Origin of the sequence: Streptomyces sp. NPDC052236, from assembly GCF_044548015.1 — a bacterium.
Taxonomy (GTDB): domain Bacteria; phylum Actinomycetota; class Actinomycetes; order Streptomycetales; family Streptomycetaceae; genus Streptomyces.
Window position 1 is genome coordinate 190006 of record NZ_JBIUBL010000007.1, and the last position, 14218, is coordinate 204223.

The 14218-nt window shown below is 71.6% G+C and carries 15 protein-coding genes, 1 tRNA gene and 1 pseudogene; 10 read left to right on the forward strand and 7 right to left on the reverse strand.

Annotated features, from left to right (window positions below; genetic code table 11):
* Positions 1 to 21: 21 nt before the first annotated feature.
* The 6 genes from ACIHCQ_RS14655 (at position 22) to ACIHCQ_RS14680 (ending at position 7177) form a co-directional block, all read left to right on the forward strand.
* A complete protein-coding gene (locus ACIHCQ_RS14655; RefSeq protein WP_399661797.1) occupies positions 22 to 552 on the forward strand; it encodes a methylated-DNA--[protein]-cysteine S-methyltransferase in 531 nt (176 codons plus the stop codon).
* A 111-nt stretch (positions 553 to 663) separates the two neighbouring features.
* A complete protein-coding gene (locus tag ACIHCQ_RS14660; protein WP_399661799.1) occupies positions 664 to 1989 on the forward strand; it encodes an MFS transporter in 1326 nt (441 codons plus the stop codon).
* 178 nt (positions 1990 to 2167) lie between these two features.
* Entirely contained in the window at positions 2168 to 3073 is a 906-nt protein-coding gene (locus ACIHCQ_RS14665; RefSeq protein WP_399661801.1) for a hypothetical protein, read from the forward strand.
* Entirely contained in the window at positions 3057 to 4232 is a 1176-nt protein-coding gene (locus tag ACIHCQ_RS14670) for a hypothetical protein (protein ID WP_399661803.1), read from the forward strand. The genes ACIHCQ_RS14665 and ACIHCQ_RS14670 overlap by 17 nt, the downstream gene beginning before the upstream one ends.
* Before the next feature lie 81 nt (positions 4233 to 4313).
* Positions 4314 to 5207 carry a pseudouridine-5'-phosphate glycosidase gene (locus ACIHCQ_RS14675; RefSeq protein ID WP_399661805.1) on the forward strand — a complete coding sequence of 298 codons (894 nt, stop codon included), beginning with the start codon at positions 4314 to 4316 and terminating at the stop codon, positions 5205 to 5207.
* Between the two features lie 1031 nt (positions 5208 to 6238).
* The gene (locus ACIHCQ_RS14680; protein WP_399662038.1) at positions 6239 to 7177 is read left to right on the forward strand and encodes a carbohydrate kinase family protein; all 939 of its coding nucleotides are present in this window, start codon (positions 6239 to 6241) and stop codon (positions 7175 to 7177) included.
* Between the two features lie 6 nt (positions 7178 to 7183).
* Here ACIHCQ_RS14680 and ACIHCQ_RS14685 read toward each other — a convergent pair whose 3' ends face one another.
* The 6 genes from ACIHCQ_RS14685 to ACIHCQ_RS14710 all read right to left on the reverse strand — a co-directional run bounded on the left by ACIHCQ_RS14685 (position 7184) and on the right by ACIHCQ_RS14710 (position 10924).
* Entirely contained in the window at positions 7184 to 7897 is a 714-nt protein-coding gene (locus tag ACIHCQ_RS14685) for a uridine kinase (RefSeq protein ID WP_399661807.1), read from the reverse strand.
* 13 nt (positions 7898 to 7910) lie between these two features.
* Positions 7911 to 8117: a hypothetical protein gene (locus tag ACIHCQ_RS14690; RefSeq protein ID WP_399661809.1), complete on the reverse strand. Its 207-nt coding sequence runs from the start codon at positions 8115 to 8117 to the stop codon at positions 7911 to 7913.
* A 28-nt stretch (positions 8118 to 8145) separates the two neighbouring features.
* Complete coding sequence (locus ACIHCQ_RS14695) at positions 8146 to 8640, reverse strand: cupin domain-containing protein (RefSeq protein WP_399661811.1); 495 nt, start codon at positions 8638 to 8640, stop codon at positions 8146 to 8148.
* Between the two features lie 235 nt (positions 8641 to 8875).
* Positions 8876 to 9016: transfer RNA gene (locus ACIHCQ_RS14700), tRNA-Thr, on the reverse strand.
* 157 nt (positions 9017 to 9173) lie between these two features.
* Positions 9174 to 9905: a hypothetical protein gene (locus ACIHCQ_RS14705; protein ID WP_399661813.1), complete on the reverse strand. Its 732-nt coding sequence runs from the start codon at positions 9903 to 9905 to the stop codon at positions 9174 to 9176.
* A gap of 50 nt (positions 9906 to 9955) precedes the next feature.
* On the reverse strand, positions 9956 to 10924 hold the full coding sequence (locus ACIHCQ_RS14710) for a D-2-hydroxyacid dehydrogenase family protein (protein WP_399661815.1): 969 nt from the start codon (positions 10922 to 10924) through the stop codon (positions 9956 to 9958).
* A 36-nt stretch (positions 10925 to 10960) separates the two neighbouring features.
* Between ACIHCQ_RS14710 and ACIHCQ_RS14715 the strand changes: the two are divergent.
* Positions 10961 to 11654, forward strand: a pseudogene (locus tag ACIHCQ_RS14715) (DUF2293 domain-containing protein).
* Positions 11655 to 11690: 36 nt separating this feature from the next.
* Here ACIHCQ_RS14715 and ACIHCQ_RS14720 read toward each other — a convergent pair.
* Entirely contained in the window at positions 11691 to 12176 is a 486-nt protein-coding gene (locus ACIHCQ_RS14720; protein WP_399661817.1) for a chaplin, read from the reverse strand.
* Positions 12177 to 12624: 448 nt separating this feature from the next.
* On the opposite strand from ACIHCQ_RS14720, the gene ACIHCQ_RS14725 reads away from it, so the two are divergent.
* The 3 genes from ACIHCQ_RS14725 to ACIHCQ_RS14735 all read left to right on the forward strand — a co-directional run bounded on the left by ACIHCQ_RS14725 (position 12625) and on the right by ACIHCQ_RS14735 (position 14168).
* Positions 12625 to 13092: a DUF3574 domain-containing protein gene (locus tag ACIHCQ_RS14725; RefSeq protein ID WP_399661819.1), complete on the forward strand. Its 468-nt coding sequence runs from the start codon at positions 12625 to 12627 to the stop codon at positions 13090 to 13092.
* 220 nt (positions 13093 to 13312) lie between these two features.
* On the forward strand, positions 13313 to 13702 hold the full coding sequence (locus ACIHCQ_RS14730) for an ArsR/SmtB family transcription factor (protein ID WP_399661821.1): 390 nt from the start codon (positions 13313 to 13315) through the stop codon (positions 13700 to 13702).
* Positions 13671 to 14168: an SRPBCC domain-containing protein gene (locus ACIHCQ_RS14735; RefSeq protein WP_399661822.1), complete on the forward strand. Its 498-nt coding sequence runs from the start codon at positions 13671 to 13673 to the stop codon at positions 14166 to 14168. Before ACIHCQ_RS14730 ends, ACIHCQ_RS14735 begins: the two co-directional genes overlap by 32 nt.
* Positions 14169 to 14218: the final 50 nt, after the last annotated feature.

Here is a 14218-nt window from a genome sequence, read left to right on the forward strand (position 1 = left end):
CCGGGTCGTACGGTGGTCGGCATGAACAGCTTCGAGTGGACTGTCGTCGGCACGGACATCGGGCCGCTGCTGCTCGCCGCGACCGACGGTGGCCTGGTGACCGTCGTTTTCCATGCCGACGCGGCGGTACGGGACAAGGCGCTCGGCCGTCTGGCGGCCCGGCTGGGCTCCGAGCCGACGGAGAGCCCGGCGGGCCGGCTGGCAGAGCCGATACGTCAGCTGGAGGCGTACTTCGCGGGCGAGCTGCGGGCATTCGACCTGCCGCTGGACTGGACGCTGTCGTCCGGCTTCAACCGACAGGTGCTGCGGGAGCTGATGGCCAGAGTGCCGTACGGAACGGTGGCGGGGTACGGCGATCTGGCGGCACGCGTGGGCCAGCCGGGCGCGGCGCAGGCGGTGGGCGCGGCGATGGGGTCCAATCCGCTGCCGGTGGTGGTGCCGTGCCACCGGGTGGTGGAGACGGACGGCGGGCTGGGCGGCTTCGGGGGCGGCCTGGAGACGAAGCGGAAGCTGCTGGCACTGGAGGGGGTACTGCCGGAGCCGCTGTTCTGAGGGGTTCTGCCTGAGGGATTCTGATGGGCGCGCCCGGGGTGACTCGGTGCGGAAAGACGGAAAGACGGAAAGCCAGTTTCGTACGCGCGTGCGGGCTGGCACACTGCGCCAGTGACCACCAGCCCGGACGCAGCTGACGACGCAGCTGGCATAGAGACCTCCCCGGCCGCCGCGCCGGTGTCCGTGGACGGGCTGGCCGCGCTGCGGCGGCGAGTCACCGCCGTGCTCATCGCCAGTCAGATCCTCGGTGGGCTCGGCGTCGCGACCGGCATCGCGCTGGCCGCCGTCCTGGCGCAGGACGTCAGCGGCACCGAGGCGTTGTCCGGGCTCGCCCCGACCGCCACCGTGGCCGGGACCGCGTTGCTCTCCATGCCGCTGGCCGCGCTCATGACGGCCCGCGGGCGGCGGCCAGGTCTCGTCCTCGCGTATCTGATCGGAGCCCTCGGCGCAGGTGTGGTCGTACTGGCGGCCGTCATCTCGAACTTCCCACTGCTGCTGCTCGGCATGGCCGGGTTCGGCGCCGGTTCCTCGGCCAACCTCCAGGCCCGCTTCGCCGCCGCCGACCTCGCCGAGCCCGAGCATCGCGGCCGGGCCATCTCCACCGTCGTCTGGGCGACCACCATCGGCGCGGTGCTCGGCCCGAACATCGCCGCGCCCGCGGGCCGCAGCGTCTCCGGGCTCGGCATACCCGCCGCCGCAGGCCCGTTCCTCTGGGCCGCCGGGGTCTTCCTCGTCTCCGCGGTCATGGTCTTCGTCCTCCTGCGCCCCGATCCGCTGCTGACCGCCCGTGCCATGTCCCCGGGCGACCGTTCCCCCGAAGGCCGTTCGCTGCGTGCCGGGGTGCGGGCCGTGCGCGAGTCGCCCATGGCCCAGCTGGCGCTGGTCGCCGTTGCCGTCTCACACACCGCGATGGTGTCGATCATGTCGATGACCCCGGTCGCGCTCAGCCACCACGGCGCGGACATCCAGCTGATCGGTCTCGTGATCAGCGGCCATATCGCGGGCATGTACGCCCTGTCTCCCGTGATGGGCTGGCTGGCGGACCGCGTCGGACGGCTCGCGGTGATCGGACTGGCCGCCGGACTGCTCTCCGTGGCGGCGGCGCTGGCCGGCACGGCCGGAGCGAGCCACGGCCAGACCGCCGCCGGTCTCTTCGTACTGGGTCTCGGCTGGTCTGCGGGGTTGGTGGCCGGTTCCACGCTGCTCACGGAGTCCGTGCCGCAGCCCGCCCGCGCGGCCGTGCAGGGCCTGTCCGACCTGACGATGAACACGGCGGCGGGCATCGGCGGCGTGGCCGCGGGCGTGATTGTCGCGCAGGCCAGTTACGGCTGGCTGAACCTTGTCGGCGCGTGCCTGCTGCTGCCGATGGCCGGGCTGGCGATACGTAGAGCTCTCACTCGATCGGCTCAGCCCGCTCGGCCCGCCCCTGTCGACTGACGGCGGCACTGGAAGTTCACCGCCCGGAAATCTTTCGCCGACCAGCAAAAACGCTGGTCGGCGAAACCGTCTTTGGTGCACCCAATGTTGCTCGCCCAGAAGGTCACGGAAACCCTGTCCATTGTGGCGTGCACGCGTCAAACTCGCCGGGTTCCCCCCACTCGGACAGGAGAGACCGATGTCAGCAGTGCGCAGCACACGGCGTTGTCTCGCTTTCGCCGCCGTCACCGGTCTGGTCACGGCACTCACCGCCGCCGGACCCGCCGCCGGAACCGCCGGAGCCACCGGAACCGCTGGGGCCGCCGGAACCGCTGGAGCCGCCGGACCCGCCGGACCCGCCGGAGGCTCCACCGCCCCCGGCGCCTCGTACAAAGCGGCCCACGACACCCTCGGCACGCAGAGACTCACCGCCGAACAGCACAGCCTCACCGCCCGCAAGCAGGCGGACGCGGCAAGATCGTACGAGGGTGTCTCCACGCGCTCGGCGGCGGCGCAGGCCGGATACATACTCTCCGGTGGGCTGCACCAGTCGCAGAAGAACTCGTACTGGTGCGGACCCGCCGCCCTCGTGATCACCCAGTCCGCCCACACGGAGGCGGCGGGCCTGTCGCAGCAGTCCGCGGCGACCCTCCTCAAGACCAACACCAGCGGCACCGCCTGGTACGGCATCAACATCGGCGTGCCGAATCCGACCGGCTATCCCATCGCGGACGCGCTCAACCACCGCATCCCGGGCGCGGGCTATGTGCCGAAGGCGCTGCCGTACACCCCGACCGCCACCGACAAGGCGAACTTCAAGCAGCACATCGTCCACAACACGGACAACGACTACGCCATCGCGGCCAATGCCTGGGAGGTACCGGGCGGGCCGCATCTCGTCGGGCATCCGAATCTCGAGATCTTCCACTGGGTCTCGATCGACGGCTACAACAGCGACACCGCGGCCGGGCAGGTCAGCTACCTCGATCCGGTGGGCGGGGTGAGCACCAGCGTCATTTCCTGGGCGGCGAGTGTGCCCAAGTCGGCGCGGATCTCCTCCGACACCATCACTACGATCATGGGCGGCCGTGGGTACGTCTGGTAGGTCGTCCGGTAGGCCGTCGTCGGCGCTCTGCGCGGTTCTGCTGGCGGGCATCGCACTCACCGGATGCTCGTCGGCGGCCGCCCCGGCACCCAAGCCGCCGCAGCCGACGACGACGTCTGCCGTCCGGGCCGCCTGCGAGGTCCCGCTGCCCCCGACCTGGCGTACCGCCTTCGCCGCCGGTGAACTGCGCGCCCCGGCGGGCGAGCGGGCCGTCCTCACCGAGGTCGGCCCGGCCGCCGCCCGCTGGACCGTCGTACAGCTCTCGGACAACCGGAAGAAGCGGCGCGCCGCGCTCGTTCAGGGTGGCGGTACCCCACGTACTCTGCTGGACTTCGCCGACCCCGTCGAACACCAGCTCCTCAGCGCCGACTTCGACGGCCGCTGGGCGGCCTTCGCGGTGCTCGAAGGCCGTACGCTCGACAGCGCGTGGACCCTGCGTGTGTGGGACGAGCACACAGGCCGTACGCGCGTACTCGCCCGGTCCGGCGGGCAGCCGGGACCCCTGCCCCAGCCGGTCGTCCGTGGCGGGACGGTCTTCTGGGCGCACGGCACGGGCGGCGGGAAGGCCACGGTGTACGCCGCCCCCGCGTCCGGTGGCGCACCGCGTGCTCTGCACACCGGCGTCCTCGACGCGCCCTTCGCCGCGGGCGGACTGCTGGCCTGGCGCGAGGCCGACGCCTCCGGTAAGGCCACCCGCCTGTCGGCGATCTCGTTCGCGACGCTGCGCCCGGCGCCGCTGCCCGCCCCGCTCGCGCGCCTCCGCGACTTCCGCTCGCCCGCCGCGGACGGCTCCACCTGGGCGTGGATCGCGGGCGAGCGGGAGCCGAAACTGATGGTCTGGCGTACGGGACAGCTCCTTCCGGTCGCGGCGGTGGCGGCGGTGGCGGGAGGCACGGCGGAGGGCATGGATCAGTTGCGGGTCAGCGGCGATTTGATCACCTGGCGTACGCCGGAGGCCGCGTACGCCCTGGACCTGCGCTCGTCGGCGTACGCCCGTATCACCCCGCAGTACGGCTATGCACAGGCCAGAGGCGGCGCGCTCGCCATCGCGCACACCAGCGGCGATGCGAAGGCGGCGGGCTCGCGCTCGGTGATCCAGGTGGTACGGGCGGATCGGCTGCCTGGGCTGCCCGGCTGTGGCGATGGGCGGGCGGGCTGACATTGAGGCCGCAGGTTGACGCTGCGTGTTGACGCCGTGGGTTGACGTTTGGGCGGGCCCCTCCCGTGTCAGAGATGGGACATGCTGCTCACCGAGGAAGTGCAGGAAGCGCTCGACGCGCACCGGCCCGTCGTCGCCCTGGAATCGACGATCATCGCGCATGGACTGCCGCGTCCGCGCAATCTGTCCGTCGCCGAGGAGCTGGAGGAGCTCGTACGAGCCGAGGGCGCCGTCCCCGCCACCATCGCCGTACTGGACGGCCGGGCTCATGTCGGCCTGGAGAAGAGCCACCTGGAACGGATCGCGAACGACGACACCGTACGCAAATTCGGCCACCGGGATCTCGCACCCGCGCTGGCGAGAGGGGCCAGCGGGGCCACGACGGTGTCGGCGACGGCGTTTCTGGCGGCGCGTGCCGGGATCAAGGTTTTCGCGACGGGCGGGCTCGGCGGCGTACACCGCGAGTGGAGCGAGTCGCAGGACGAGTCGGCGGACCTGAGGCTGCTGGCGCAGACCCGGATCGCGGTGGTGTGCGCGGGTGTGAAGTCGATCCTGGATGTCCCAGCCACGCTGCAACGGCTGGAGACGCTGGGCGTGGCGATCCTCGGATACGGGATCGACCGTTTCCCGGGCTTCTACCTCAGGTCCTCCGGCGAACCGGTCGACTGGACGGTCAACACGCCGGAGGAGGTGGCTGAGGTGATCCTGGTCAAGGAGGCTCTGGGCGGGCCGGAGTCGGCGCTGATCGTCGGCAATCCGGTCGCGGAGGAGGAGCAGCTCGATCCGGCGCTGCACGAGCGGGTGCTCGGCGAGGCGCTGGACGAGTGCCGGGAGCGGGGCATCAGCGGCCAGGCGGTGACGCCTTTCCTGCTGGACCACCTGATGCGCCGGACGGGTGGGGCCTCGCTGGAGGCGAACCTGGCGGCGGTGCGGGGGAATGTGCGCCTGGCGTCGCGGATCGCGGCGGCACTGTGAGGGCAGGGCGCCCGATACGGGCGGTGCCGCCGGGGCGGGAGCTGGTGCGGGAACCGGTGCAGGCGGGCGCTGTGCCGCCCCGGCCTGTGCGCGCGGACGCTGCGCGGTCGGGCCTGGCGCGCGCGGACGCTGCGCGGTCGGGACCCGTGGCTCCGGGCGGCGTGCCCGCGGGAGCCGCACCGCCTGATAGCGCAAGCCAGGGCCACGTGCCCGCACTGCTGGGGCCGATGCCCGCGGGCACTGTGACGCCGGGGCCTGTGCCCGCAGGCGCTGTGGCTGCAGGGGTTGGGCCCGTCGGCCCCGTCGTCGCACGCGCTGTACCCGCAGAGGTTCCAGCGCTCGGTACCGCGACCCGGGCCCACATGCCCGCAGTCCCGGAGCCGATCCTCGCAGGCACTGCGCCGCCAAGGCCTGTGCTCGCAGGCGCTGTGGCCGGAGGCACTCCGGCGCCCGGTACCGCGCCCCCGGCGGGGCATGTGCCCGCGGGCCCCGCACCGCTCGGTCGTGCGAGCCTGGGCCGAGTGCCCGCACTCGCTGGGCCGGTTCCTGCGGGCACTGTCGCTCCGGGGCCTGCCCCTGCGAGCGCTACGTTGCGAGGCCATATCCTCGCGGACCCTGTGCCCGCAGACTGCGAGGCTGCAGGGGCTGTGCCCGCAGGCGTTCCGGCGCCCAGTACCGGGCCCGCGCCCCCGCACCTCGGGTCCGCGCTCCCAGGGCCGATGCCCCCAGGCACCGCGACACCGGGCCCTGCACCCGTAGCCCCCGAGGCCGCAGGCGCTCCGGCGCCCGGTACCGGTACCGCGGCCACCGCAAGCACCGCGCCCCAGCGCCGCGTGTCCGCGCTCCCCGGGCCGATGCCCGCGAGCGCTACAACCCCGTGCCCAGTACCCACACGCACAGCGCCGCCCGATACCGCCACCCCACCCCGCGTGCCCGCAGGCTCCGCGCCGCTCGCGCCTGTGCCCCCGAGCCGCACGGCCGCAAGCGCTGCGGCCCCCGACACCGCGGCCCCGGGCCGCGCGCCCGCGCTCGTGGGTCCCGCCACGGGGGCCACCGCCCGCACAGGTCTCCTCGTCATCGGCGATGTCGTCACGGACGTCGTGGCCAGCCACGACTCCCCGCTCGCCCCCGGGACCGACACCGCGGCCAGGATCCGCATCCTGCCCGGCGGCGCCGGGGCCAACGCCGCCTGCTGGGCCGCACGCTACGGCTGCCCGGACGTACGCCTCCTCGGCCGGGTCGGCGAGGACGAAGCACGCCGGCACGAACAGGGGCTTCGCGACGCGGGCGTACGCCCCTTCCTCATCGCCGATCCTGAGGCTCCCACCGCGACCGTCATCGCCCTCGTCGACCCGACCGCCGAGCGGACGTTCCTCACCGACAGCGGCGCGGTACGGCGGATGTGCCCCGCCGACTGGTCGCCGTCGCTGCTGGACGGCGTCGGCCACCTGCACCTCTCCGGCTACCTCCTCTTCTCCGACACCAGCCGCCGGCTCGCCGTGCTCGCCCTGGAGTCGGCCCACGCCCGTGGCGTGCCGGTGAGCGTCGACCCGGCGTCCGCCGGGTTCATCGCCGAGCTCGGGGTGGACCGGATGCTTACGGCGCTGGAAGGCGTGGACGTACTGATCCCGAACGCCGACGAGGCCCGCCTCCTCACCGGCCTGGCCGATCCGGCCGAGGCCGCCGCCGCGCTGAGCCGCCGTGTCCCGCTGACCGTCGTCACCCTGGGCGCGGACGGGGCCCTGGTCGCGGAGTCCGGCACGGTCACCGCGCGCATCCCGCCGGTCCCGGCCGATGCGGTGGACTCCACGGGGGCGGGCGACGCGTTCACCGGCGCGTTCCTCGCCGCCCGCCTGTCGGGGGCGGCCGCCGCGACGGCGGCGGCCCGGGGCTGCCGTGCCGGAGCGCAGGCGGTCACGGTCGTCGGCGGCCGACCGCCGCACGCCCTGACCGCCCGGCCCCTGCCCTGAGCGGCATCAGTCGAGCCCGCCCCACGCGGGACGGCGCGGATCGTCGGCCCGTACGAGCACATCCGCCGCCTCCCCCGGCCCGACCTCCTCCTCGTACCGCTGGAACGCCGGCAGTGTCCAGCGCTCCCCCGGCTCCGTACGCCGCGCGAGCGCCGCGGCCGACAGCCGCAGATGTACGGTCAGATCGAACGGGAACCAGTGCCCGAGCAGGAACGGCCCGTGCAGCAACAGCACCCCGTCCGGCGGGAGTTCCACGTACGGACTGCGCGTCGCCCGGTCGGTCGCCGGGTCCCAGAGAGTGGGCAGCACGCGCCCGGTGCCGCCCGCGTCCAGCGGTCCGAAGACCTCCCGCCACAGCGCGCCGGTGTCGAACCAGCCGCTGTAGTACGTGTCGGGGTCCTCGCGCCCGTACTCGTACCGCAGCGAGGCGGGCCGCACAAACCCGCTCGTCCCGACCACGAGCACGCTCCGCCCGCGCAGCCGCAGCGCCTCGGCGACGCTCCCGGCGAGCTCACCGGTCCGCGCGGCGGGCGCGCCGTCGATGCCGATGCGGAGCCAGGACCCCGCATCCGGGTTCTCGTCGGAGGGCACGGTCTTCTCCGGCACGGTCTTATCCGGCACGGTCTTATCCGGCACGGCCTTATCCGGCACGGTCGTCTTCATGGCGCGGTCGGCGAGCGCCTCCGTCAGCCGCTCCCAGGTGATCGCTTCGAGTCGCATCCGTCCATCATCGTCAGGGACCGATCCGTTGGGCGAGCATGGCCCGGCAGGCCATAAGGCTCGGCAGCGGCTCGGTCCCGGCCTCCCGGAGGGAATCCCGTACGACCATGGCCGCCTGGACCACCTTGCCTTGAACTATCAACTCATCGACACGCTCCCGCACGGCTTCCGGCAGTCGCGTCCACAGAACCTCAGCTTGTTCACTTTGCTCACTCGACATGGGGTTGACCATGCCATGCCGGGAGCGATTACCTGTCGGCGGCGCAGGGCGGCGCGTCCACGTCCACCGACAGCGGACTGCCCGCGGGCAGCAGATACGTCACGTACAGCACCACCGGCTCGCTGCCCAGGTTGCGCCCGATATGCCGGTGGGCCGAGCCGGAGGGTTCGATGAACGCCGTACCGGCGGGAGTCACCTCCACCGAGCAGTCGTCCAGCGTCCGGGTCAGCGTCCCGGACTGGACGACGGCGAGGAGCTGCCCGGGGTGGTGGTGCCAGCCGGTGGAGCCACCCGGCGCCACGGTGATCGTCCGTACGACGACATCGGTACGGCCCCTGGCCTTCAGCTTCAGCGTCTCCTCTGACACGCCCTGCGCGAGCACCGTGCCCGAGACGCCGCTGCCGGGCGTGGCGTTCGCGGCGGACGGTACGGTCGCGACCGCGGCCATGCACCCGGCCAGGACCAACCCGGTACGCGCTCGCCGCCCCTGCCGCGCGTTCCCTACGATCTGACTGAACCCCATGGAACCCTCCAGCACCGTCGCCGAAACGGCCCCAACGTACCCGTACACAAAGGCAACGGGAAGCGGAAGCGCAAGCGGAAAGGGAGCAGAAAAGGAGCGGAGATGGGAGCGGGCCCGGGGGCGTAGCCGGCCCCCGAGCCCTGTGAGGCCGCCCATGTCGCACGCCGGCACAGTTAAGAACCCGAGTCAGTCGTTATGTCGCCGCGTCCTGCCTTTGGACCACCGCACATTGAGCTGCGCGGGCCGGACTTGAACCGGCATTTCGACGCACCAGGGCTCGGGCCCGGTCGATCCGGCGATCGGCGGCGAATGCTGAGTCTGGAGCAATAGTCTGAGATTGATCGCGGTCTGCCTCTGCCAGTTGGGCTACCGCGGCCCGTGACCCGACGTGACCTGACATCACGTACGGGAAAGAAGGTGCCGCGGGGAGGACTCGAACCTCCACTTGAACCGCTCATCACGACAAGCTTCAGTTTCAGCTTGCGCTCCTCGCGCACCCCGTCCGCACACTGGCGGACGGGGAATCATTGAGGCTACCCGAACAGATAGCCAAATACGGCGTCGCCCACTCGCTGGTCGGTGACCTCCGCGCCATTCGCCTCCTCGCGGGCGAACTTCACCGCCTGCTGGAGCTTCTCCACGCGCTCAAGCAGCTCGTTCACCCGCCGCGCGGGCAGCGCACCGGAGAACTTCACGGTCGTCCAGTAACCGACCGGAATGTCCTCGTAGTACACATCGACCTGAGCCGGGTGCTTCTCGGTCGCCTCCGCCTTCACATGGTTGCGGGGGACCTTCTTCGTACGCAGCGTGCGTACCGACTCGGTCTTCCACGCGTCCGTCGACGGGTCCTGTGTCCACGACTCCGAGGCATCGAGCACCGGCAGCTTGCGCACAAAGGTGTTGAGATCCGTCAACTGCTTCTCGAGGAACAAGAGATACGCCACCGGCACCTCGCTCACCAGGACCCGCCCGTCCACCGTCACATCGGCGCGCGCGGTGCAGTTGGCCCAGTCCTTGGTGGCCGTCACATCGAACAGCCGGGTCAGCGTCTTCGCGGTCTCGCGCAGCACGTCCTCGGCCTTGACCTGGACCCTGGTCGACTCGGGCGGCAGCTGCTCGCCCTCCTCGTCCTTGGGCTGGTACGTACGCGAGATGCCGGCCAGCAACGCGGGCTTCTGCAGCCCGTGGTGGGCCGCCGTCAGGTCCTGGTGCGCCTTGGACTTGACGCCTTTCTCGACTGCGATGATCTGATTGAGTTTCGCCACGTCGATCAAGGTAGCAAGACGCGCGACCCACACTCGAACGATTAACCGAACTACAGCGTACGTATCGGGTGGCCGGCCAGATACGCGGCGATGTCCTCGACGGCCTGCTGGAAGTACCCCTCGTAGTTGCTTCGGGTGACATAGCCGAGGTGCGGCAGCCCGAGGAAGTTCGGCGCGGTACGCAGCGGGTGGCCGGCGGGCAGCGGCTCGGTCTCGAAGACGTCGGCGCCCGCCCCGGCGATCCAGCCGTCGTGCAGCGCCCGCACCAGCGCCGCCTGGTCGACGATCTCGGCCCGTGAGGTGTTGACGAGACAGGCGGTGCTCCGCATCCGCTTGAGCTCGTTCGTACCGATCAGCCCGCGGGTACGGTCGCTGAGCCGCACATGTACGGAGACGACGTCACCGGCTTCGAGCAACTCCCCGAGCGAGCGTGCCCGTACGACTCCGATCTCGGCGGCCCGCTCGTCGGTGAGGTTCTGGCTCCACGCCATGACGTCCATGCCGAAGGCCTGCCCGACGCGGGCGACTTTCGCGCCGATCTTGCCGAGGCCGAGGAGCGCGAGCCTGCGGCCGTGCAGGTCCGCGCCGACGGTGGACTGCCAGGGCCCGTTCTCCCGCAGGGCCGTGGCCTCTTGGACGACATTGCGCGCCAGTCCGAGGATGAGCGCCCAGGTCAGCTCGGCGGGGGGCGCGGAGCTGCTGGCGGTGCCGCAGACGGTGACGCCGTGGCGGGCGGCTGCTTCGAGATCGATGGCGGCGTTGCGCATGCCCGAGGTGATCAGCAGTTTCAGGCGCGGCAGGCGGGCGAAGAGGGACGCGGGGAAGGGGGTGCGCTCGCGCATCACGACGAGGATCTCGCAGTCGCCGACGGCTTCGGCGACCGCGCCCTCGGAGGTGAAGTGGCTTTGCAGTGACCGTACGTCGACGCCGACGCCGTGCGCCGCGAGGGCCGACCAGTCCGCCATCGACAGGGCGACGTCCTGGTAGTCGTCGAGTACGGCACAGTGCATCAAGGTCATGAGAGCGGAGCGTACCGGGGTGGGTAGGTTCCCGGCATGGAACTGGTGGTGATCGAACCACTGAAGGGGCGGCACTGCTCGGAGTGCCGTCAGGGGCCTGTCCCTCCGCACATCCTTGAGTTCAACGCGCCTGTCTGCCTGGACTGCGCCGACCTCGCCCACCTCGTGTATCTGCTGCGGGGTTCGGCGGCGCTCACCCGCCGGGCGCGGGAGGCGAGTTCGCTGTGGGCGGTCGTGATCCGCTTCAGCCGTCGCCGTAAGCGGTACGAACGCCAGGGGCTGCTGGTCGAGGAGGCGGCGCTGGCGCGGGCGGAGTCGGCGTGTCTGGCGGACGCCGATGCGCGGGCCCGCCGCCGCGAGCGAAGCGAGATGGGGGCCCCCGGCCGAAGGCTGGGGGAGAGACGCGGGGCGCCGGGCGGCCGATGACGTACGTTTCGCCGCTGACTTCGCGGCGGAGATCCTGCGCCTGTTCCCCGGGTGTCCGGCTGCCCGCGCCAGGGAGGTGGCGGCGCACGCCTCGGCGCGGGGCAGCGGGCGGGTAGGGCGGACCGCGGCGGGCCGCTCCCTGGAGGCGGGGGCGGTCACGGCGGCGGTGCGGGCGGCCGTACGGCACGTCGACACGGAGTACGACACGCTGCTGATGGCCGGGGTCGCCCGCCATGAGGCGCGGGGCAGGGTGGCGGCGGTGATCGATGGGGTGCTGGGGTCCTGGCGCGCGGAAAGCCACTAGCCGGGGCTGGCGCACGCTAGGCGGGGCTGGCCGGGGCTAGGCGGAACCGCCGGGCTCCTGGGGGTACGACCGGCGAGAGCGGCGGGGACGGCGGTAGAGCACGACGCCCGCCAGCAGCAGGGCCGCACCCGAGGGAAGGGCGACGGCGACCGGTGCGGAACCAGTCTCGGCGAGGCGAGTGGCAGGTTCGGCCGGATCGGCCGGACCGGCGGGATCGGGAGGTTCGTTGCTGTCCGAGCCTGTGAGCGGCACGCGTTGCCTGTGCGGGCGCGGCACGCTGTGCGAGGCGTGGGCGCAGGAGTTTCCCATTGCCGGGTTGAGCAGTCCGACGACGTTGACGGTGTTGCCGCAGGCAATGACCGGGACGTCAACCGGGACCTGCGCCACATTGCCGGTCAGCACTCCGGGTGAACCGGCCGCTCCGCCCTCCGCGTTCGAGTCGGCATGGGCATACCCCGCCATGGCGAGCGCGCCGCCCGTGAGCATCACGGTGGCCAGGACTTTTCGGTGCGCCTGTCTCATGGGTTCCCTGCCTTCAGGAGAGGAGACGTTCGCGGGCACTTACCCGCACCCGCACTAACGCCAGGAGCCCATTCGAGTTATGGCGCGCATTTATGGCCCATATGTTCGCATTGGTCTACGTCTCGTAGTCCTGGACGCGGTGTCCTCTGCGCCGTTTCGTCAACACCGGGAGCCGTTCGGTGAGTTCAGCGGCGATCGCGGGCACGTCGAGGGTCAGCAGACGCCGGTCTCAGCCGTCCACGACGAGATCGGCGGGCGGGTGCGTGTCCGTCTTCGTGGTTGCCATCGAATCCATTGACTCCATCGAGTCCTCCTCCGTCCTCAGGATTCCAGCGGATGCGCTGGTGTGGGTGGTATCCAGCCGAATACGGCGTCCGGGCGGCTGTCGTGTGGCCTGCTTGCCAGAGTGGCAACGCAGCCGTGCCCCCGAAGGAAGGACCCCTCCCCCATGCCCCGCTTGAAGCAGCGCACGCTCCTCGCCGTCGCCGGCGCCACCGTCTCCGTACTGGCGGTGGCCGCGCCCGCCGCCACCGCCGCGCTCGACAGCGAACAGTCCCCGTCGTCGTCGTCGGCGGCGGCGCGCGGTGCGGCATACGTCGAGACGCGGCTGTTCTTCGGCACCGAGCGGCCGGAGGGCGGACCCGACGTGACCGACCCGCAGTTCATGGCGTTCATCGACCGGAGCGTCACGCCGAGCTTCCCGTCGGGGCTGACGATCCAGGAAGGCCGCGGGCAGTGGCGGGACGCCGGCGGTGTCATCGAGCGGGAGCGTTCGTACGAACTGATCCTGCTGTATCCGACCGGGGAGGCGCGCGCCCGCGATCCGCAGATCGAGCGGATCCGCGAGGCGTACATCAAGGAGTACGAGCAGGAGTCGGTGGCCCGGCTGGACGAGCCGACACGCGTCGACTTCTGAGAGCGCGGAAACCGTGGTCCGGAGCTGCCCACGCCTGCCTGCGGTAATCCGGCCGGCCGACGGGCAGTTCCCCCTACGACAGACCGCCCGCCGCTCCTCCTCGACATAGACGGCCCCCTCAACCCGCACGCGGCACGGCTCCCGCACGGTCTGCATTGGAAGACCCTGCCCGGTGGACACCACTTGCCGGGGCCCGACGACGGCACTAAAGTACAACTCAATGGTTGTATATCAAGAGTCCACCGACCGCGCCGATCGTCTCTTCCATGCCCTGGCTGATACGACGCGGCGCGAGATCGTGGCCCTCACCCTGACCGGCGAGCACTCGGTCTCAGAGCTCGCCCGGCGGTTCCCGATGAGTTTCGCGGCCGTCCAGAAGCACGTGGCGGTGCTGGAACGAGCGGGGCTCGTCACCAAGCAACGGCAGGGCCGGGAGCAGCGGGTGCGGGGAAACGCGGGCGCCCTGGGCGAGGCGCATCGGCTGCTGGACCAGCTGGCGGCCGTGTGGCAAGGGCGTATCGACCGGATCGGCGCGGTTCTCGCCGGTCCCGACTCAGAAGACAGCAAGGAGCACGAGCATGACCATGATCGACGTCCAGAAGGACCCTGAAGCCCTGGCGATGACGCTCACCGCGCGGTTCGACGCGCCGCGGGCGCGGGTGTGGCAGGTCTGGCAGGACCCCCGCCAGCTGGAGCGGTGGTGGGGCCCGCCGACCTATCCCGCGACCGTCGTCGACCATGACCTGACGCCCGGCGGCGCGGTCACGTATTTCATGACCGGGCCGGAAGGCGACAAGCACTACGGCTGGTGGCGCATCCTGTCCACCGACGCCCCGCACCGGCTGGAGTTCGAAGACGGCTTCGCCGACGACGCCGGCCGCCCCAACCCGGACATGCCCGTCACGATTGTCCGCGTCCAGCTCACCGCGGACGGCGAGACGGCTACCGTGATGACGGTCGAGAGCACCTTCCCCACGACCGAGGCGATGGAGCAGCTGGTGTCCATGGGCATGGCCGAAGGTATGGCCGCGGCCCTGGACCAGATCGACGCGCTGCTGGCGACCCCCGCGGCTTGACGGGTCCCCGCTGGACAGAGCCTGACTCGACCTTGCTGGAGGCCGCCGCT

Excerpts from the sequence above, each read along its gene's own strand:
- ACIHCQ_RS14655 (WP_399661797.1), top strand. The coding sequence starts at position 22 with ATGAACAGCTTCGAGTGGACTGTCGTCGGCACGGACATCGGGCCGCTG.
- ACIHCQ_RS14665 (WP_399661801.1), top strand. The coding sequence starts at position 2,168 with ATGTCAGCAGTGCGCAGCACACGGCGTTGTCTCGCTTTCGCCGCCGTC.
- ACIHCQ_RS14675 (WP_399661805.1), top strand. The coding sequence starts at position 4,314 with ATGCTGCTCACCGAGGAAGTGCAGGAAGCGCTCGACGCGCACCGGCCC.
- ACIHCQ_RS14685 (WP_399661807.1), bottom strand. The coding sequence starts at position 7,897 with ATGCGACTCGAAGCGATCACCTGGGAGCGGCTGACGGAGGCGCTCGCC.
- ACIHCQ_RS14690 (WP_399661809.1), bottom strand. The coding sequence starts at position 8,117 with ATGTCGAGTGAGCAAAGTGAACAAGCTGAGGTTCTGTGGACGCGACTG.
- ACIHCQ_RS14695 (WP_399661811.1), bottom strand. The coding sequence starts at position 8,640 with ATGGGGTTCAGTCAGATCGTAGGGAACGCGCGGCAGGGGCGGCGAGCG.
- ACIHCQ_RS14710 (WP_399661815.1), bottom strand. The coding sequence starts at position 10,924 with ATGACCTTGATGCACTGTGCCGTACTCGACGACTACCAGGACGTCGCC.
- ACIHCQ_RS14720 (WP_399661817.1), bottom strand. The coding sequence starts at position 12,176 with ATGAGACAGGCGCACCGAAAAGTCCTGGCCACCGTGATGCTCACGGGC.
- ACIHCQ_RS14725 (WP_399661819.1), top strand. The coding sequence starts at position 12,625 with ATGCCCCGCTTGAAGCAGCGCACGCTCCTCGCCGTCGCCGGCGCCACC.
- ACIHCQ_RS14730 (WP_399661821.1), top strand. The coding sequence starts at position 13,313 with ATGGTTGTATATCAAGAGTCCACCGACCGCGCCGATCGTCTCTTCCAT.
- ACIHCQ_RS14735 (WP_399661822.1), top strand. The coding sequence starts at position 13,671 with ATGACCATGATCGACGTCCAGAAGGACCCTGAAGCCCTGGCGATGACG.